The organism is Streptomyces sp. NPDC026500, from assembly GCF_055567635.1.
Map to the genome: position 1 here is coordinate 169,329 of NZ_JBVHQB010000017.1, position 17,689 is coordinate 187,017.

Consider the following 17,689-nt stretch of genomic DNA (forward strand, 5'->3'; position numbering starts at 1 on the left):
GGAGGTGCCGCGGGCCGGCCGCCCGGCCGGTCAGCCTGTCATGGGCAGTGGTAGGTGAGCCCCGTCGAGACAGTACGGCGCACGGGTGAGAGCAGGTGCAGCTCGGCGCTCGCCTCGTAGCGGCCGTCGCCCTGGAACGTCCACAACAAGTGCAGCCGGGCCTGTTTCTGACCGCGCGTCATGTCCTCGTGCAGGACGTCCGAGAACGTGCCGTCGCTGCGGACCCAGCGGTATGTGAGTGTGCCGGGCCTGCCGTTGGTGGTGACCGTGCCCGTGATGTCGGCGGTTTCGTCGCATCCGGGGGAGGGCGACGCGGCGGAGACCGTGACGTGGTCGACGTCGAGGGACGGCGCTGCGCGGTGCCAGAGAAGAAAGGCGACGACGGCCAGCAGCACCACGGTGGGCAGCGCATGTCTGCGCCAGGTCCGGCGGCGTACCGGGACCGCCACAGGAGCCTCGGTGACCCGGCGCATGGTGTCGGCGTTCACGCCGGGGCCGAAGCGCAGCAGGGTGCCCTCGATCCGGTCGGGACGCGTCTCCCCGGTCGTGGGTTCCGTCAGCGCCACCGTCGCTGCCGTGGGTTCCGTCAGCGCCACCGTCGCTGCCGTGGCACCCGACAGCGCCACCGTCGCCGTATCCCCGGACAGGGGAAGCGTGTCGGGTGAGTCCGGCCGCTGGATCCAGTGGCTGGCCAGCGCGGTCGCGCTGTAGTCGTCGTCGGGGGAGTGGGCGCCCGGAGCGTTGGGGTGTTCGTTCATCGGAGGGTGCACCGCCGGGTCAGTAGCTGTTGAAAGGCGCCGCCGTCGGCGGAGGCCGGCTGGGTCCTGGCCTGGACACCCCAGTAGCAGCCCGCTCCCTGGAACGTGTGGTCGAGGGCGATGGTGTACTGGGTCGAACCGCTGCGCTGGTACGTGTCCGCCGCCCCGTCCTGGGCCCCGGCCTGGCCGCTGACCTCACCGGTGAACCACGCGACCGTGATGGTGACCGGTCCGGTTCCGTCGGCGGTGACGGTGGCCGTGGCCGCCGCGGTCGCCGTGCCCGTCTGCCGGAAGCCGCTGAACGTGACGGACTTGACGTTGACGCCGATGGTGGGCGACGGGGATGTCGTCGTGGGCTCGGCTGTCGTCGTGGCCGGTGCCGTCGGGGGCGCGACCGTGGCGGTCGCGGTCGCGGTAGTGGTCGCGGACGCCGAGGCGGGCGGTGGCGTGGTGGCGTCCGCGACCGAGCCGGAAGGCGTGGGCGGAGCCGAGGTGGACGACGAGGAGGACGGCGTCGGGGAGCCGGGGTCCGCCGTCGTCGTGGGGCCGCCGTTGCCGGTCGGCTGCGCGCTGGTGGTGGCGAGTGCCTGTGCCGCCCTTCGCGGTGTGCCGAAGTCCGGAGCGTGCCGGTCGATGCCGTACGTCAGGAGGAGGGCCGCGACGAGCGCGGCCCCCGACACGAGCAGTGCGCGGAGGCTCGGCTGCCAGGCTCGGAGCCAGTCGGGCGTCCCGCCGAGGATCGTGCGCGCCGTGTCCGTGGCGCGGCGCGGAACGGAGGGGGCGGAGGGAAGGAGCAGAAGGGACAGCGCCGCGAGTGCCGCGAGCCGTCCGCGGCCGCGCTCCTCCCAGTCCGGACCGTACGCGCCGCCGGCCGTGGCCTCGAGTTCCGCGACGAAGTCCTCGGCATGGGCGGGCCGTTGCTCGGGCGACTTGGCGAGGCCGCGCTGGACGAGGGAGCGCACCGGCTCGGGGACCTCGTCGGCGGGGATCGCTCCGTCCACGTGCTGGAGGGCGAGTTCGGCCAGGTTCTCGCCCGTGTAGGGCTTGCGGCCGGTCAGGCACTCGAAGAACGTCGCGGTCGCGGCGTACACGTCGGCGGCCGGCGAGGCGGGGGCGCCGGTCCACTGCTCGGGAGCCATGTACGACGGGGTGCCCGCGATGCCCGCGGTGGTGCCGTCGGTGGCGGCGATCCCGAAGTCGACGAGCTTCGACGTGCCGTCGGGGCGGACGAGGACGTTCTCCGGTTTGTAGTCGCGGTGGACCACGCCGATGCGGTGGGCGTCGGCGAGGCCGAGCAGTGAGCCCTTGAGGAGGACGAGAGCGGCTTCCGGATCGAGGGGAGCCTCCCGGGCGAGCAGGGCCCGCAGGGACACGCCGTCCACCAGCTCCATCACGATCGCCGCGCCCTCCGGCCCCTCCACGTACTCGTAGAGGCCGGCCACGTGATCACTCCGCAGCCCGCCGAGCAGCCGGGCCTCCGCCCGGAACTCCAGCACGAAGCCCGGACGGGTACGCAGCGACTCACTGAGGTATTTGACCGCGACCGGATGGCCGGTCTCCTCGTGAACGGCCAGCGCGACGCGTCCGCTCGCCCCCGAACCGAGCTCGCGGGACTCGGTGTAGCCCGGTACCGCCCATGTACTCATGCCCCAACTCTCCCCCGAGACATGGGGCACGTGAGGCATTCCGGTCCCCACGCGCTCCCAGCCGTGTGCAGTGAGACACGATTTTGGCCACTTCGGTTGCAGGTGGCCAGAGGCCGGATCGCCGGACCGCCGTCATCCTCGTCACACGGTCGGTCGTCGCCGGTCCCGGGCTGTCGTGGCGGCGCACGTTGACGTTGATCGACGAAGCGGATCCGACGTACGAGGCGCCGGCCCGGCGGGTCAACGCGCTGGGGCGCGCCTGGGGCAGGGCCATGACCTACCACCGGACCTCCATCGCGCGCAGGGTCCGCGGAACCCGTGCCCGTGAACCGGTCCCGGATCCGCTGTGCGAGGTGTTCACCCGTCGCCTGGGCCGGACCGTGGACCGCCGGGAGGTGGGCATGGACGCGGCGGCGCGCACGTCCGGCCGGGGCCGAGCCAAGGCGCCGGACGCCGGGCCGGCGGCGGACCCGCTCTGAAGCGACGACTCCGGCGACACCGCGCCGTGCGCCACCTCCCCCGCACGCCGGCCGACCAGAGCCCCTCGGCGGCGAGTTCAGGGGGTGGCGAACGAAATGATGACCCGGGCCGGTGTGCGGAAGCCGGCCGAGTCGATGGAGAAGCGCTCGATCAGGATCTCGGCGCTGGGACCGCGCCCCCTGTCCGGGCCCGGGCCCGTGGCCTGATAGCTCCAGGCAGGTCCCCTGAGCGCCGGGCCGCACAGTCCCTCGGGTCGTTCGCTGTCGCCCTCGGCGAGCCCGTACGGGCTGCCGTACCGCTCGTCGAGCAGGGGCTCCCCCTTCGGGATGATCCCCGCGCGTCGCAGGTAGTCGGGCATGAGATCGCTGAGGAACGAGACCTCGGCGACGCCCTTCCGGGTGACGTAGTGGATGTCCGAGGCGTCGGCGGGGATCGGAACGCCCCCGGCCGAGATCACGTTCGGCAGCCTGGTTTCGCTGCCGTCACATGCTCGTGTGTCCCCGAACGGATGGAACAACTCGTCCTGGAACAGCCACACGAACCCTCCCGCCACCAGCGCGAGGACGACCATCACGACGCCCGCGCACCCCAACCACCGCCGCGATCCCGAGCGTTCGCGCTCCGCGTCGCTCAACTCGTCCGGACGGTCCGCGTACGAGGCCCCGGCTGCCCCATCGGCAGACTGAGTCTCGTCCACCGCTTCCGAACCCGCACCTCCGAAACGCATGCGCTACCCCAGTTCGGCGACGTCCTCGGCACTCAGTTCGAGCGCTCCGGCGGCGAGGTTCTCCTCCAGATGGGCCAGGGAACCGGTGCCGGGGATGAGGAGGATGTTGGGTGACCGGGCCAGCAGCCAGGCCAGGGCCACCTGGGGCGTGGTCGCCCGGTGGCGGGCGGCGACGGACTCCAGGTGCTGGGCGGTGACCGGCTGGAAGCCGCCGACCGGGAAGAAGGGGACGTAGGCGATGCCTGCTTCCGCGCAGGCGTCGACGAGGGGGTCGTCATCGCGCTGGGACAGGTTGTAGAGGTTCTGGACACAGGAGATCGGCGCGATCTTGCGGGCCTCGGCGAACTCGTCGGCCGTGACGTTGGAGATGCCCAGATGCCGGATCAGGCCCTCGTCGCGCAGCGCCAGCAGGGCTTCCAGGGGTTCGGCCAAGGACGGTGTCCCGGTCTCGGCGAGATCACCCAGCCGGAGGTTCACCACGTCCATCCGGTCCAGGCCCAGCGAGCTGAGGTTCGCCTCGATTCCACGGCGCAGATTGTCGGCCGTGAGGCCCGTCTTCTCGGCCGCCGGCAGAGCGATGTCGGCGCCCTCGACCAGCGCGCCCACCTTGGTCACGATCACCAGGTCGTCCGGGTAGGGGTACAGGGCCTCCCGGATCAGTTCGTTGGCCGACACCCCGTCCCGTGCGTAGTAGTAGGAGGTGTCGATGTGGTTCACCCCGAGTTCCACGGCACGGCGCAGAATCCCCAGTGCGGTGTCCCGGTCCGGCCGGTCGCCCCGAGGCCAACCGGTCAGCTTCATCGTGCCGTATCCGATTCGTGCGACGCTCAAGTCGCCGCCGAGTGCCCATCGTTCAGTCGTCACGATCACCACCCTAGACCTACGGCGGAAGGGCGATATCGGTGACGAGGGCCTCGCTCGAACGGCTGCGCGGCCCGCGAGCCGTGCCGGTCGGGCGGTCGCGCGACCGGAATCCAGCCCCGCACAGGGCGCGCACCGCAAGGGCGTACACCACAGGGCGCACGACACACGTCGTACACCCGCACGGCGCACCCGTGCACGCCATACGTGACGCGCTCGCGTGCGTCGTTCGGGGACAAGCCGGGATGCACGGGAGACCCTGCTCCTGAGTGACCCGTCGGACCCGACACCGAGTCACCCCGTACCCCGGCCGTATCGCCGCAGCCCCGCACGAAGGAGTCCCCCATGACCGAGTCACCGTCGACCTCGGCAGCCGACGACGCGTACCGCTTCGACGATCTGCGCGCGCTGTTCATCAACTGCACCCTCAAACCGGCACCCCAGCAGAGCCACACCCAGGGGCTGGTCGACAAGAGCAGCGCGATCATGGAGGCGCAGGGAGTCACGGTCGAGGAGGTACGCGCCGTCGACCACGACATCGCGCCGGGCGTGTACCCGGACATGACCGAACACGGCTTCGCCACGGACGACTGGCCGGCCATTCAGGAGCGGGTGATGGCCGCGGACATCCTCGTCCTCGCCGGGCCGATCTGGCTCGGTGACAACAGCTCGGTCACCAAACAGGTCGTCGAACGGCTCTACAGCGGCTCCGGACTTCTCAACTCCGCCGGCCAGTACGCCTATTACGGGCGGGTCGGCGGCTGTCTGATCACCGGCAACGAGGACGGCGTGAAGCACTGCGCGATGAACCTCCTCTACAGCCTCCAGCACCTCGGCTACACCATCCCGCCGCAGGCCGACGCGGGCTGGATCGGCCCGGCGGGACCCGGTCCGTCGTATCTCGACCCGGGTTCGGGCGGCCCCGAGAACGACTTCACCAACCGCAACACCACCTTCATGACCTGGAACCTGATGCATATGGCGGCCCTGCTGAAGCGGTCCGGCGGCATCCCGGCCCACGGCAACCAGCGTTCGGAGTGGGATGCGGGCTGTCGTCCCGACGCCCCGAACCCCGACTACCGCTGACTCACAGGCTCCGCGCGGGCCAGTCCAGCAGCCGGGCACCGATGACCGCTGTCTGCAGCATGTAGCGCTGCGCGGGGTCCGCGGGGTCGGCCCCGGTGAGCTGGTGGATGCGTTCCAGGCGGTACGTCAGGGCGCGCACGCTCAAGGAGAGGTGGCGGGCCGCCGCGGCGGCGACGCAGCCGGTGTCGAAGTACGCGGTGAGGGTGTCCAGGAGTGGCTGGGCGCCGCCGCGGGCGCCGGTGAGCGGGCCGAGCGCGGCGAGGACCAGGTCGGCCATCGCCTGGCGGTCCCGGGTGAGGACGGGGTAGACAAGCAGGTCGGCGGCGTGCAGCACGGGAGCGTCCAGGCCGAGCCGCTCGGCGAGTTCGAGGGTGTTCAGCGCCTCCTCGTAGGACTGCACGACTCCGCCGGGGCCGGGCTGCGGACGGCCGATGGCCACATGCCCGCCGTCGGTCGCCGCGTGCGCCTGCTTGGCGAAGTGGGTGAGGACGTCCTCCTGTTCGCCCGGTGCGACGCACAGCATCCTGCCGTTCTTCGTGGTGAAGAGGATGTTGCGGTCGCCGAAGCGGGCGATGAGGGACTGTTCCACCCGGCGGGGCACGGGCGCCGACTCGTCGTAGGCCGTCGGGCCCTGTGCGACGGCGACGGCGTGCGCGTGGGAGAGCCGCAGCCCGAAGCGTTCCGCGCGCTCGGCGAGACGGCCCAGGTCGCTGCGCCCGTAGAGGAGGTCGTCGATGAACTCGCGGCGCGCGGCCTCCTCCTTGCGCACAGCGAGGAACTGGGCCCGCCCGTAACCCTCGGCGAACGCGTCGATGACCTGTTGGATCGCGGCGAGTGTGCAGTCGGCCGAACCGGGTGAGGCGGGCCAGGCGGCGCGGGCGGCGGAGAGGTGGGCACTGACGAGGGCGGCCAGGCCGTGACCGGCGTCGGCGGCCCGTTCGCCGAGAGCTCGCCGGGACTCGATCTCGTCCCGGGTGAGGCGCCTGCCGGTGACGGAGACATCGGCCAGTATCCGGGCATAGCCCTCCAGATACTGCTCGGGTATCTGCCGTTCCATCACATCGTCCCCCGGTTTCTTGACGGCCCGGTGACGACTTCTTAGCGGTGACCGGCACGCAGAGACTAGGCAACACTGCCGGGAACCGGCAATGCGCCTGTCACGCACCGCGATGCACGATGTCGGCAGGGGAGCACGGCGGATGGTCCTGTGCCGGACACCGGCAGAGTCGACGGTGACCGGCACAGGACCGGAAAGATGCCGGTGCTGTCCGCATCCCGCCGGTGGAGGCATCGGTCTCAGGGGGCGGGCCAGTTCCGCAGCAGGGCGTCGAGGGCGTCGAGGACACGCGACCAGCTCTCCTGCGAGTCGGGGGCGCTGTGGCTGAACCCTCCGCCCATCTCCAGGCTGACATAGCCGTGGAACACACTGCCCAGCATCCGGACCGCATGGGTCTGGTCCGGTTCCGTCAGGTCGTAGCCGCGCAGGATCGCCCGCATCATCTGCGCGTGCTTGACGCCGGCGCTTGCCGCCGCCGTCTCCGGGTCGAGCCTGAGCTGCGCGGCGGCGTAGCGGCCGGGGTGTTCCCTGGCGTAGTCGCGGTAGATGTTCGCGAAGGCGGTCAGGGCGTCCTTGCCTGCTCGCCCGGCCAGCGCGGCGGCCCCTTGGTCGGCGAGTTCGTCCAGAGCGAGCAGGGCGATCCGGGTCTTGAGGTCGTGGGAGCTCTTCAGGTGCGAGTACAGACTCGCGACCTTGACGTCGAACCGCCTGGCCAGCGCCGACACGGTCACCTGGTCGAAGCCGACCTCGTCGGCCAGCTCCGCTCCCGCCCGCGTCAGGCGCTCGGCGTTCAGTCCCGCGCGAACCATGCCCTTCCTCTCCCTCGATGTAACTGATTATGCATTTGCCTAATACTTTTAGGCAAATTACCGTGGGGTCCATGAAGCCGTTGACCGAGCAAGAGATCCGTGCCGCGTTCGTGAACTGCACCAAGGGCGAGGCGAAGCGCCTCTCCGTCCCGCGTGACCTGGCCGACCGGCCATGGGACGACCTGGACCACCTCGGCTGGCGAGACCCGCAGGCGCCCGAACGCGCGTACATCGTGGCCGAACTGCACGGCGGCCCGAAGGCCCTCCAGCTCCGCTGCCCCAGCGCCACCTCGGGCCAACTGCGGCGCAGCATGTGCTCGATGTGCGTGACGACCCACACCGGCGGTGTCTCCCTGATGGTCGCCCCCAGGGCGGGGAAGGCCGGACAGCAGGGCAACTCGGTGGGTGCCTATCTGTGCAGCGACCTGGCCTGCTCGCTGTACGTACGGGGAAAGAAGGACGCCGGCGTCGGAGGGCGGCTCCACGAGTCGCTGACCCTGGAGGAGAAGATCCAGCGGACCGTGGCGAACCTCGCGGCGTTCATCGCCAAGGTGACGGCCTGAGCGACTCTCCGGGCGTCCGGCAGCCCGAAGCGGGGGACGCGTCGGTCTGTCGGGCCCGTCGCGCGGCGCTCGGTCGCGGTGGTGAGCCAGGTCGCCGGGATGTGCGGGATCCCGGCGTCGGACCGGCTCGCCGTGTCGGCGGCGGGCCGCAGCGCGAACGCCGCGGCCGTGGCACCGGACCTCACCATGTGCTCGAAGTGGCGGAGACCACCTTCGGGCGAGGGCACATCGAGGTGTTCGGTGCGGAGCCGCGCCGGACATACAGATGGCCGTCGCGAGCGCCCCACCATTTCCGTCCACGGGATCGGAGCGGATGTCCAACTACCGTGCGACGAACCGAGGTTGACAGGGTTCAGTTGCTGTCCGCCACAGCCTCCGCCTCCGTCGGCCGGTCCGCGCTCGGCGCCGGCGCCGACGGCTCTTGAGCGCCGACGGCCGTGTAGAACACGGAACTGCCCTGCTTGGCACGGTGGGCATGGCTCTTGGCCACGAGGTTTTCGAGCGTGGTCCGGACGACGTTGGTCTGGATGCGACGGTCGGGGTGGGTCTGGCCGAGCGCCGTGGACACCTCCGCGGCGGAGCGCGGTTCCCGCTGTTCCGTGAGGTAGCGGCGGATGAGGTCGATGAGGGTGGGCTGCGTCGAGGTGGCCTCGGCCGCGGGCTTCTTGGCCGCCGACGTCCGCGCCGGCGTGTCCTTCACGGCGTCGGCCTTCCTGGTCCGCGCGCGCTTGCCGTCGGCCGACTTGCCGGGAGTCTTCTGGCGAGGCACCGAGGATGCCGCCTTCGGCTCGGGCTCGGCCTCGACGAGCGCGCCCGTGGCACCCAGCGCCTGGTGCAGGTTGGTGAGGACGGAGTGGTCGTGCCGCAGAGCGTTCAACTGCTCCTGCAGTGCGTCGATTTCCGCGCCGATGCGCTCCTGCTCCTTGGCGTTGCGCTCCAGGTCGCCGACCACCTGAGCGGTGTACTGCGATGTCAGTTCGGTGGGAGTCTTGGTGTCGGGCACGATGGAGACCTCTCTTCGATGCGCGGTCGCCACATGAACACACCGGGAAGGTGCCGGAGGGCGGGGCGTGTTCCTGTTGACCGGGCTGCATGGCTGGGCGGCCGCACTTGATGCGTATGCCCCGGCTTACAGATAGTACGGACACTGTTGGCCTGTTGTTCCGTTCGCGTGCTGGTTCGCCCCAAAGGGGAACGCGGGTTGTGGTGCCGGATTGACCCCCACAGGTGTCGTCCGCGCTCCGCACCGAGCGCACGACGCCCGTTTCAACTCATCGACGGAGCAGGCCTGGAGCGGCGCGATGTCTCGGACGGGTCGGCGGGGTGCCGACTGGGTGGGCGGCTTTCGGGTACCCGGCGAGTACGAGAGGCACGGGTGACGCAATCGGGAGCGAGGTCGGGCGATGGCGGTCAAGGCGATGGGCTGGGCGCACTCGTTCCCGGTCTCCGGAGGGGTGAGCGCCGGGCGGCGCTGGACCCGTGGGCACCTGGAGTCCCTGGCGTGGACGGCCGAGGAACCCGAGACGGTGGACGCCGTCGTGCTGACGGTGTCCGAGCTGCTCACCAACGCCCACATCCACGCCCGGAGCGACGCGTATCTCGTTCTCACCTGGGACGGCGACTGCCTGCATGTGAGTGTCCACGACGAGGACTCCACACTGCCGCTCCAGCGTGATCCGGAACCGGGCGCGGTGTCCGGCCGTGGGGTCGGCATCGTGAGGATGCTCGCCGACGAGTGGGGCATGAAGTGTCAGCGGCACGGGAAGACGGTCACGGCGTGTTTCCGCCCGGTCGGTGCCCGGCAGCACGGTGACGACGCCTGAGGCTCCCTGTCTTTCGTGGGCGGAGCGTGCGCGTGATGTCCATGTGCCGGTGCCGATGGGATTCTCATGGCCGGCGGAGCGGAACTCGGCTGACACCAACCTCACCGAGCGCGGGGCCGACTTGCTGTCGGCCCCGCGCTCGGTGCATCAAGGGGCAGCGGTTTGCGAGTGGTGTGCGGTCACCAACAGCGGCACGTTGACGAAGTTCCTCCCCGGCGCCTGGCCAGGCGACCTGAGCACCTCTCCCGCGACGCCCCTCGCGGATGCCGAGACAACGCACCGGGTGGGGCGCCGCGGGACCGAGCCGGATCGCCTCGGACAAGCGCGGCTCAGCCGTGTCGAACGGCGGAGAAGCTGTGGGTGCCCGTGCGCAGACCGGAAACCGTGATCCGGCCGTCGGTGACCCGAACGTTGCTGCCGGCCGATGCCTGGTGTCCGTTCCAGAGCACGCGCCCGCCCCCTCGAACCGTCACCTCATGACTGTCCATCGGGAACACGACCGCACCGCGGGTTCCCGCGGGCACATGAACGGTCAACGCGAAGACCCTCGCACTGTTTTCCCACTTGACCTCCAAAGGGCCCTGAGGTGTGGGCAGTTGTCCCTGGGCCCAGGCCACGCCGCCGGGATGCGGCCGTACTTCCCAGGTGGCGTATCCGGGGGATGTCGGCAGGGCGCCCAGCAGTTGATGCGTCAACGCAGGGAGAACGCCGGTGGACCAGCCGTGCGCCATGCTGGTGTAGGCACCCTCGTACAACGACCCGCCGGGACCGATACCCTCCCAGTTCGTGATGCCGGGGTCGTGGCTGTCCATCCAGCCGTAGGTGCGCCGGATCTGGTCGAGGGCGGACTCCGCCCGACCGGCCTCGAAGCGTGCCACGATCTCGGGGTACGAGGTGAAGGCGTACACACGCTGTGAGGCATCGCCGAAGATGGTGTCGTTGTCCATGAACGCGTTGCCGTAGGGCCGTTGTGTGGTCGCGTCCAGATGGGCGAGGGCCGAGGCGGCGCGTGCGCTGTCGGCGACGCCCGCGGTGATGGCGATCGCGTTGCCGTCCTGCGCGTGCCTGATCGGTCCCGTCGCGGAGTCGAGGTAGGCGCCGGCGGCCTCGTCCCACAGATGGGTGTTGATGGCGTCCTTCACCGAAGCGGCCCGCTGGGTCCAGCGCTTGGCGTCCTCCTCGCGCCCCAGCCAACGTGCCAGCACTGCCGCGTCGTTGAGGGCCTGGACATAGTTGGCGTTGTAGTAGGTGATGCGTCCGGTGCGGTCCAGGAAGGCGTAATCGCCGTATCCGCCCGTGCCGTTGAGGCCCTTGCTCAGGAGACCGGCGCTGTCGGTGACACTCGGGTACCAGGTGTCGAGCACCTTCAGCAGGTTCGGGTAGTAGCGGTTCGCGTAGGAGCGGTCTCCCGTGTAGAGCACATAGTCCCAACTGCACGTCACCCACCACAGCGGATAGTCGAACAGGGGCAGTGCGTAACCGGAGATGGAGGCGGGAGGGATCCAGCCGTCGGCACGCTGGTGGTCGGCCAGGTCGGCCAGGACGTTGCGTGCGGCGGCGGCAGCGTCGTCATGCGTCAGATAGAGGGTACGCGCGGACACCGCCAGGTCACCGACGTAGGGGTCCCTGTCGCGCTTGGCACCGTCGTGCAGCACCGACTTGCCTTCGAGCGAAGGGCTCCAGGCGTTGCGCGGGTCGACGTCGTCCTGACGGAAGGTGTCCGTGACCAGCTCATTGGTGTACGAGGCTCCGTACCAATAGCGATTGAGGTCGTCGTCGGAGCACAGGAACCATCCCCGGTAGGTGCTCGGCGTGCCCAGGTAGGCGCTGAAGTCGAGGCCGACGGAGTCGATCTCGACCGTTCCCCACGGCTGAGCCGCGGGCGCGTCCCCCGCCAGTGCGTCGAGCGTGATCCTGAGATAGCGGAAGCCGTGGAGTCCGTCCGCGTAGACCTTGTCGCCCGCCTGGAAGCCCTTGTGGTCGGTCCAGTACGCGCCCGCGGCCGGCACGGCGAACTGGTCGGTTCCCTGGCCCGCCCCGCCGGACTGGTCGGAGCGGGTGAAGTCGGAGCGGTCGGTCAGGAATTGCCGGGTCTCGGAGAACGCGAGTCGCACACCGGGGGAGTTGTCCGACGCGGAGGTGAAGCGGACGCGCGGGTATCCGACGACGACTTTGCCGAAGTCCACCGTGACACTGGGGGCCACCACCGGCGCGACGGGCTCCGGCCACACCTCGTTGACCCGGGTGAAGGCTCCGCGCGGAGTGTCCTGGACGCCCGTCACCGTGATGCGGACCCCGGTGGTGGACACCTTGGCCGCGAACGGGACGGCTCGCTGGATGACATCGTTGTCCGCGACGGTGGCGGCCGTCTGCCATGCGCCGTTCTGCAACACGTCGACGACGAAGCTTGTGGGGACGCCGTCGCTGTTGGAGATCAGCGTGATGCCCGACAGTTCCCGCGGCGCCGGAAGGGTGATGGTGAGGGTGTCGGGAAACACGCCCAGTGTGTCGTCGTTCCAGAACGTGCCGGGATCGCCGTCGATGGCGTTCTTGGCGTCGTAGGTGCGTGGCTGTCCGTCGTTGCCGTTGTTGCCCGCGTGCGCCGACGAGGCCTCGGCCGTGGTGCCGTCGGGCCAGCGTGGGGCCGGTGCGGGCCGGGGGCGCCGCAGGACGGTCCGGGGGCCGCCGGGCTGCAACAGGCCCTCGGGGCTGCCGACGTCTCCGGTGGAGGCGATGACGCGCACGGGTTGTACCGCGCGCGATGCCGGGGCCTGCACGTAGCGCTGCCAGCCCGTTCCGGAGCGGGGCGCGGTCGAGGGGGCCGCTGGGGCCGCCGCACCGGCCGATCTCTCGGCGGCGGACGCGGCCCCCGCGGCAGGGAGGCCCGCGGCGGACAGGGCCAGGGCGCCGGCCCCGGCGGCGATGACCGTTCGCCGGGGGAGACCGGACTGCGGGGCGTTCTCAGAAGGGCTGTTCGACGGCATGACGCCTCATTCCTCAACTGATTGAAACGATTCAATCGTAGTGGGCGAGGTGACGTTATCTCAGGACCTGGTCCGCGTACAGGGATTGAGCCGGGCTCTGCTGCGCGGATTGATGGTCTTCGGGCAGAGAGGGGGGCCGGCCCGCGTTCGCCGCCGAGCTGGGGTTCTGTCCGTCCGGCGGAAGACCGGTGTCGAACTCGGCCCGGCCGGCACGCTCTGGACCACCGGGCCCACCCGCAACCTCACCGCCACAATCGAACGGCTCCGTGTCGACCGTCGGCTCGAAGAGGCCCTCACCCATGGGCGCCGACCCGCTCCGCCTCACCCTCGCCTTCGGCATCGACGAAAGGACCGCTGTCCGCTACGCGGACTCGGCGCGCTTCTGGCAGACGCTGCCGAGCAGGCATCGCAGTGAAACCCCCTCGACCTGCTCAACTCGCTGACGAGACCATGGACAGATGCCGTCGACCGAACCAGCAGCCCGCGAGTTTCAGGACCGTGCCGTTCTCTGGAGCATGGGCGAGGCCCGCGCAACCGACGTCGTCACCGCTGCCTGTGACGCACTCGTTGCCGGCCTCGACAGTCCAGCCCTGCGGATCTTGGCCGCGTGCACACGCGCGGAGGCGTAATACGACGTCCCCGACCTCCTTCCCCCGGCACTCGACGAACTGGGCCTCACCTACTACTCCGTGGGCAGCGTTGCCGGACAGGAAGCCGCCGCACGAGCACTTGCCGCCCGGATGCCGGCCGGTGAGCTGACCCCACGAGAGTTGGCCTTCCGGATCCACCAGCGCTTCGGACACGAGCTGCCGTTGGCCGAACGGCTCGCTGAACTCGATGACGAGTACGACACCCTCGAATACGGCGACAGAACACCGGCGCAGGTCGACGCCGATGTCACGGCCGAAGCCCTTCGGCTTGCACAGCACCCTCGTGTTCCAACCGGACCCACGGATGCACCGACCATCTTCCGACGGTCCTGATCTTCTGGCGTTCCGACTGTTGCCCGGTCCCCACGATGTGGTGATCCAACTGGTTGGGTGGGGGAGTACGGCTGCGGCAGGACTGGGGGCCGGAAAGCCTGATCGGGGTCTGGGCGCTGCTCGAAGACGACATGATGCGGCTGCTCCGGAGGACGGCCTGGCGGCGGACTTCGAGGGCAACCGGGACGTGCGCTACACAGCGCTGGGCCAGCCGCAGGACGCCGGGGAGTTCATCACCGCTGCAAGGCAAGTTCCGCACCTCGCTGGACCGCTTCAAGCAGGCCCTGGCGACGAGCCGCAATCGCGGTGACTGAGTGCCTTGTAACCAGCGGAGCGGGTGAGTGCTCCTTGGCCGTCAGGGCAGGGTGGTTGAGCGGGCGGCGTTGGCGTAGCGGGTGGCGAGGCGGGCGAAGGCCGCGTCGAGTTCGGGTGGACCGATGACTTCGACGTCGGCGTCGAAGCGGCCGATGGTGGCTGCCAGACCGGTCCACGACCAGGAGCCGAGGGCGAGTCGGCAACGGTCCGGGCCGAGCTCTTCGACGATTCCGTCCTGGGCGAAGGGGGCGACGACGGTGGCGGGAAGGTCGAGGACGACTTCGCCTTGGCAGGGCCAGTCGGTGGTGGTGCCGTCGGAGCCGCGGAATCGGCTGGTGATGAAGGCGGACACGTCGCCTCCGGGCGGTTCACGCGGGGTGAAGCGGGGGCCGGTCGGTGTGCGCGGGTGTATGCGGTCGACGCGGAAGGTCCGCCAGTTGTCGCGGTCGAGGTCCCAGGCCAGGAGGTACCAGCGGCCGCGCCAGGCGATCAGGTGGTGGGGCTGTACCCGACGATGCTGCTGCCCGGTTGCGGCCTTCTGGTCCTGCACGTAGTCGAAACGGAGTTCCTCACGGGCGTGGATGGCGCTGCTCAGGTCCGTGAAGACCTGGGTGTCGACCTGTGGGACGTCGCCGTTCTCGGGTGGGTGGACGGCCGTGATGCGCAGCATGTCCATGCGGTGGCGAAGGCGGGACGGCATGACCTGGCGGATCATGGTGAGGGCGTGTACGGCGTCCTCGCGGGCTGGATACGCAGGCGCCGAGCAATGCCGGAGCGGCCAGGAGAAGCGTGGTCACGGCCGCTTCGGTGACGTACTGTCCGGCCACGTCGGAGAGGGAGCAGCACTCGGAGAGCGTGATGAGCTCGCAGGGCCCGTCCGGACGGCCCACCCGCCGGGCGTGGTCCTGGCCCGCCGCCTATGTTGAATTGGTGAGTGTGAGTGGCTCCAGCGTTCCACCTGAGCGTGGGGATCGTGCAGACCGGCCGGCCGGCCATCGAACCGACTACGCGGGTGCCATCTACGGATCGATCCTGGCGGCTTCCGTGGTGGCCACGGCCGGAACGGGAGGGGAGTACCCGCGGCTCCAGGCCGTCGTGCTGCTGGTGATCACCGGCCTGGTCTTCTGGGCGACCCATGTCTACGCACAGATCGCCGGGGAGCGCATGGTCGGTCAGCCCTGGTCCTGGGGGGAGATCCGCCGGATCGGTACGCACGAGTGGTCCATCGTCGAGGCAGCCACCCTTCCCGCTGCCGCTGTGGCCCTCAGCGCCGTATTCGACATGAGTGTGAGCACGGGCCTCTGGATCGCGCTGGGCATCGCGGTGGCGCAACAGGTCATGTGGGCGTGCCTCGGGGCTGCCCGCGCCGGCGCCTCCCGCGGGCTGATCGTCGCCGAGGGCTTCGTCAACCTGGCTCTCGGACTGATCATCGTGGCCGCGAAGGTCGTCCTGAAGCACTGATGGCGCGGCCCGGCTGTCGAGCGGCCGGGTGTCCAGACGCATGAACGCGCCCCGGACCCCCGGAACGCATGAACGCCCCGGACCCCGGAATGCGCGAACGCCTGCGACCCCCGGATGTGCGAACGACCCGGCCCGCGGATCGTACGAGCGCTCCGGACCCCGGATAACTCGTTAGCCTGGAGCGGAGGGGGAGGCTCGGGTGACGGCCCAGAGGAGGCCGGTATGGCCGGTATCGCTGATGTGACTTCTGAGGCCATAGGGGACGACGGGACCCGTGGTGTGCCTGGCGGACCGCGTGGCGCGGGCTCTCCGCGCTATCTGCCCATCTCCGACCACGGTCTGATCGGCGACCTGCGCAGCGCGGCTCTGGTCGGAACGGACGGCACCATCGACTGGTACTGCTGCCCGCGCTTCGACGCGCCCAGCGTCTTCGCCTCGATCCTGGACGCCGACCGCGGTGGCTGCTTCGAACTCGCCGCCGACGTCCCGGCGCGTACGAAACAGTTCTACTTTCCCGACACGAATGTGCTGATCACCCGGTTCTTCGCGGACGACGGGGTCGGTGAGATCCAGGACTTCATGCCGGTCGTCGACGACTCGCGCGAGGTCCGTCGGCACCGCCTGATCCGCCGTGTGGTGTGCGTCCGCGGAACGCTTCCCTTTCGGGCGCGGGTCGCCCCCCGCTTCGAGTACGGGACGGTCCCGCACACCGTGCGCGTGGACTCCGGCCAGGCCGTCTTCACCTCGCCCGCGCTCATCCTGGCCCTGACGTCCACCGTGCCGATCGAGGTCGCGGGACAGGACGTGTGGTCGCTGTTCAAGCTGCGCGAGGGGGAGTCCGCGGTCTTCGCCCTCGACCAGGTCGACGACGAGGTGGGCCCGCGCTTCTGCGCCGTGGCCGAGGCCGAAAGGGACTTCAACGCCACCGTGCGCTACTGGCGGCGCTGGCTGTCCCAGTCGCGCTACCGCGGTCGCTGGCGGGAGATGGTGCACCGCTCCGCCCTCACGCTGAAACTGCTCACCTACGCCCCCACCGGCGCCATCATCGCCGCGCCGACCACCAGCCTGCCCGAAAGGATCGGCGGCGAGCGCAATTGGGACTACCGCTACGTGTGGATCCGCGACGCCGCGTTCTGCGTGTACGCGATGCTGCGTCTGGGCTTCACCGACGAGGCCGAGGCCTTCATGGGATTCCTCGCCGTGCACGTCCAGAGCGACATACCCGAGCGTGTCGGCCCGGACGGCCCGCTGCAGATCATGTACGGCATCGACGGGCGCCGTGACCTGCCCGAACACGAGCTGACACACCTTGAGGGCTATCGCGGATCCGCTCCCGTACGCATCGGCAACGGCGCCGTCGGCCAGCTCCAGCTGGACATCTACGGCGCCCTCGTCGATTGCCTCTACCTCTACGACAAGTGGGGACAGCCCCTCTCCAGCGCGCACTGGGACACCGTGAGCGGGCTCGTCGACTGGGTGTGCGACAACTGGGACCAGCCCGACGAGGGAGTGTGGGAGACCCGCGGGGGGCGCAAGCCCTTCCTCTACTCCCGGCTCATGTGCTGGGTGGCCATCGAACGGGCCATGCGGCTGGCCCGGCACCGCGGCCTGCCCGCCGACGTCATCCGCTGGGGCACCGTCCGGGACACGATCTACCGGCGGATCATGAGCCAGGGCTGGTCCACCAGACGCAACGCCTTCACCCAGACCGAGAACAGCGACATCCTCGACGCGTCGCTGCTGATGATGCCGCTCGGGAAGTTCATCTCCCCGACCGACCCGAAATGGCTCGCGACCCTCGACGCCCTGGGCGAGGACCTCGTCTCCGACTCCCTGGTCTACCGCTACGACCCGCAGGCGAGCCCCGACGGCCTCAAGGGCGAGGAAGGCACCTTCTCGATCTGCTCCTTCTGGTATGTCGAGGCACTCACCCGCGCGGGCCGTCTGGACGAGGCCCGACTCGCCTTCGAGAAGATGCTCACGTACGCCAACCACCTCGGCCTCTACGCGGAGGAGATCGGCCACACCGGTGAACAGCGCGGCAACTTCCCCCAGGCCTTCACCCACCTCGCCCTGATCAGCGCCGCCTTCAACCTCGACCGCAAACTCGGCTGACCCCGTCGGGAGCGCGGCCGG

The 17,689-nt window shown here is 70.0% G+C and carries 15 protein-coding genes and 1 pseudogene; 6 read left to right on the forward strand and 10 right to left on the reverse strand.

Features of this window, described 5'->3' with window-relative positions; translation table 11 throughout:
- Positions 1–38: 38 nt before the first annotated feature.
- Both ACZ4N5_RS28685 and ACZ4N5_RS28690 read right to left on the reverse strand, forming a co-directional pair.
- Positions 39–758 (reverse strand): hypothetical protein, encoded by a 720-nt coding sequence (locus ACZ4N5_RS28685; protein ID WP_467759930.1) that lies wholly within the window; start codon positions 756–758, stop codon positions 39–41.
- Positions 755–2,404, reverse strand: a complete 1,650-nt coding sequence (locus ACZ4N5_RS28690) for a protein kinase domain-containing protein (RefSeq protein WP_467759931.1) — start codon at positions 2,402–2,404, stop codon at positions 755–757. The genes ACZ4N5_RS28685 and ACZ4N5_RS28690 overlap by 4 nt, the downstream gene beginning before the upstream one ends.
- Positions 2,405–2,598: 194 nt before the next feature.
- On the opposite strand from ACZ4N5_RS28690, the gene ACZ4N5_RS28695 reads away from it, so the two are divergent.
- Positions 2,599–2,883 carry a hypothetical protein gene (locus ACZ4N5_RS28695; RefSeq protein WP_467759932.1) on the forward strand — a complete coding sequence of 95 codons (285 nt, stop codon included), beginning with the start codon at positions 2,599–2,601 and terminating at the stop codon, positions 2,881–2,883.
- 77 nt (positions 2,884–2,960) lie between these two features.
- Here ACZ4N5_RS28695 and ACZ4N5_RS28700 read toward each other — a convergent pair whose 3' ends face one another.
- Both ACZ4N5_RS28700 and ACZ4N5_RS28705 read right to left on the reverse strand, forming a co-directional pair.
- Positions 2,961–3,581 carry a hypothetical protein gene (locus tag ACZ4N5_RS28700; RefSeq protein WP_467759933.1) on the reverse strand — a complete coding sequence of 207 codons (621 nt, stop codon included), beginning with the start codon at positions 3,579–3,581 and terminating at the stop codon, positions 2,961–2,963.
- A gap of 33 nt (positions 3,582–3,614) precedes the next feature.
- The gene (locus tag ACZ4N5_RS28705) at positions 3,615–4,475 is read right to left on the reverse strand and encodes an oxidoreductase (RefSeq protein ID WP_467759934.1); all 861 of its coding nucleotides are present in this window, start codon (positions 4,473–4,475) and stop codon (positions 3,615–3,617) included.
- Positions 4,476–4,817: 342 nt separating this feature from the next.
- Here ACZ4N5_RS28705 and ACZ4N5_RS28710 point away from each other — a divergent pair, with 342 nt between their 5' ends.
- Entirely contained in the window at positions 4,818–5,558 is a 741-nt protein-coding gene (locus ACZ4N5_RS28710; RefSeq protein WP_467759935.1) for a flavodoxin family protein, read from the forward strand.
- 1 nt (position 5,559) lies between these two features.
- Here the strand turns inward: ACZ4N5_RS28710 and ACZ4N5_RS28715 are convergent, their stop codons facing one another.
- On the reverse strand, positions 5,560–6,618 hold the full coding sequence (locus tag ACZ4N5_RS28715; RefSeq protein ID WP_467759936.1) for a PucR family transcriptional regulator: 1,059 nt from the start codon (positions 6,616–6,618) through the stop codon (positions 5,560–5,562).
- Between the two features lie 236 nt (positions 6,619–6,854).
- A complete protein-coding gene (locus tag ACZ4N5_RS28720) occupies positions 6,855–7,424 on the reverse strand; it encodes a TetR/AcrR family transcriptional regulator (protein WP_467759937.1) in 570 nt (189 codons plus the stop codon).
- Between the two features lie 71 nt (positions 7,425–7,495).
- Here ACZ4N5_RS28720 and ACZ4N5_RS28725 point away from each other — a divergent pair, with 71 nt between their 5' ends.
- On the forward strand, positions 7,496–7,987 hold the full coding sequence (locus ACZ4N5_RS28725) for an FBP domain-containing protein (RefSeq protein WP_467759938.1): 492 nt from the start codon (positions 7,496–7,498) through the stop codon (positions 7,985–7,987).
- A 352-nt stretch (positions 7,988–8,339) separates the two neighbouring features.
- Here the strand turns inward: ACZ4N5_RS28725 and ACZ4N5_RS28730 are convergent, their stop codons facing one another.
- On the reverse strand, positions 8,340–8,990 hold the full coding sequence (locus ACZ4N5_RS28730) for a hypothetical protein (protein WP_467759939.1): 651 nt from the start codon (positions 8,988–8,990) through the stop codon (positions 8,340–8,342).
- Between the two features lie 400 nt (positions 8,991–9,390).
- Between ACZ4N5_RS28730 and ACZ4N5_RS28735 the strand changes: the two genes are divergently transcribed.
- Entirely contained in the window at positions 9,391–9,810 is a 420-nt protein-coding gene (locus ACZ4N5_RS28735) for an ATP-binding protein (protein WP_467759940.1), read from the forward strand.
- Positions 9,811–10,139: 329 nt separating this feature from the next.
- Here ACZ4N5_RS28735 and ACZ4N5_RS28740 read toward each other — a convergent pair whose 3' ends face one another.
- The 3 genes and pseudogenes from ACZ4N5_RS28740 to ACZ4N5_RS28750 all read right to left on the reverse strand — a co-directional run.
- Positions 10,140–12,794 carry an alpha-L-rhamnosidase-related protein gene (locus ACZ4N5_RS28740; RefSeq protein WP_467759941.1) on the reverse strand — a complete coding sequence of 885 codons (2,655 nt, stop codon included), beginning with the start codon at positions 12,792–12,794 and terminating at the stop codon, positions 10,140–10,142.
- A gap of 431 nt (positions 12,795–13,225) precedes the next feature.
- Positions 13,226–13,723, reverse strand: a complete 498-nt coding sequence (locus ACZ4N5_RS28745; RefSeq protein ID WP_467759942.1) for a hypothetical protein — start codon at positions 13,721–13,723, stop codon at positions 13,226–13,228.
- A 409-nt stretch (positions 13,724–14,132) separates the two neighbouring features.
- Positions 14,133–14,831: pseudogene (locus tag ACZ4N5_RS28750) on the reverse strand (helix-turn-helix transcriptional regulator); the annotation flags it as partial.
- Positions 14,832–15,136: 305 nt separating this feature from the next.
- Between ACZ4N5_RS28750 and ACZ4N5_RS28755 the strand changes: the two are divergent.
- Positions 15,137–15,553, forward strand: coding sequence for a hypothetical protein (locus ACZ4N5_RS28755; RefSeq protein ID WP_467759943.1), 417 nt, complete (start codon positions 15,137–15,139; stop codon positions 15,551–15,553).
- A 222-nt stretch (positions 15,554–15,775) separates the two neighbouring features.
- Positions 15,776–17,668 carry a glycoside hydrolase family 15 protein gene (locus ACZ4N5_RS28760; protein WP_467759944.1) on the forward strand — a complete coding sequence of 631 codons (1,893 nt, stop codon included), beginning with the start codon at positions 15,776–15,778 and terminating at the stop codon, positions 17,666–17,668.
- Positions 17,669–17,689 lie beyond the last annotated feature (21 nt).

What these genes read in the sequence shown, in the direction of transcription:
- ACZ4N5_RS28685 (WP_467759930.1), bottom strand. Translation starts at nt 758, where the DNA reads ATGAACGAACACCCCAACGCTCCGGGCGCCCACTCCCCCGACGACGAC.
- ACZ4N5_RS28690 (WP_467759931.1), bottom strand. Translation starts at nt 2,404, where the DNA reads ATGAGTACATGGGCGGTACCGGGCTACACCGAGTCCCGCGAGCTCGGT.
- ACZ4N5_RS28710 (WP_467759935.1), top strand. Translation starts at nt 4,818, where the DNA reads ATGACCGAGTCACCGTCGACCTCGGCAGCCGACGACGCGTACCGCTTC.
- ACZ4N5_RS28720 (WP_467759937.1), bottom strand. Translation starts at nt 7,424, where the DNA reads ATGGTTCGCGCGGGACTGAACGCCGAGCGCCTGACGCGGGCGGGAGCG.
- ACZ4N5_RS28725 (WP_467759938.1), top strand. Translation starts at nt 7,496, where the DNA reads ATGAAGCCGTTGACCGAGCAAGAGATCCGTGCCGCGTTCGTGAACTGC.
- ACZ4N5_RS28735 (WP_467759940.1), top strand. Translation starts at nt 9,391, where the DNA reads ATGGCGGTCAAGGCGATGGGCTGGGCGCACTCGTTCCCGGTCTCCGGA.
- ACZ4N5_RS28740 (WP_467759941.1), bottom strand. Translation starts at nt 12,794, where the DNA reads ATGCCGTCGAACAGCCCTTCTGAGAACGCCCCGCAGTCCGGTCTCCCC.
- ACZ4N5_RS28760 (WP_467759944.1), top strand. Translation starts at nt 15,776, where the DNA reads ATGGCCGGTATCGCTGATGTGACTTCTGAGGCCATAGGGGACGACGGG.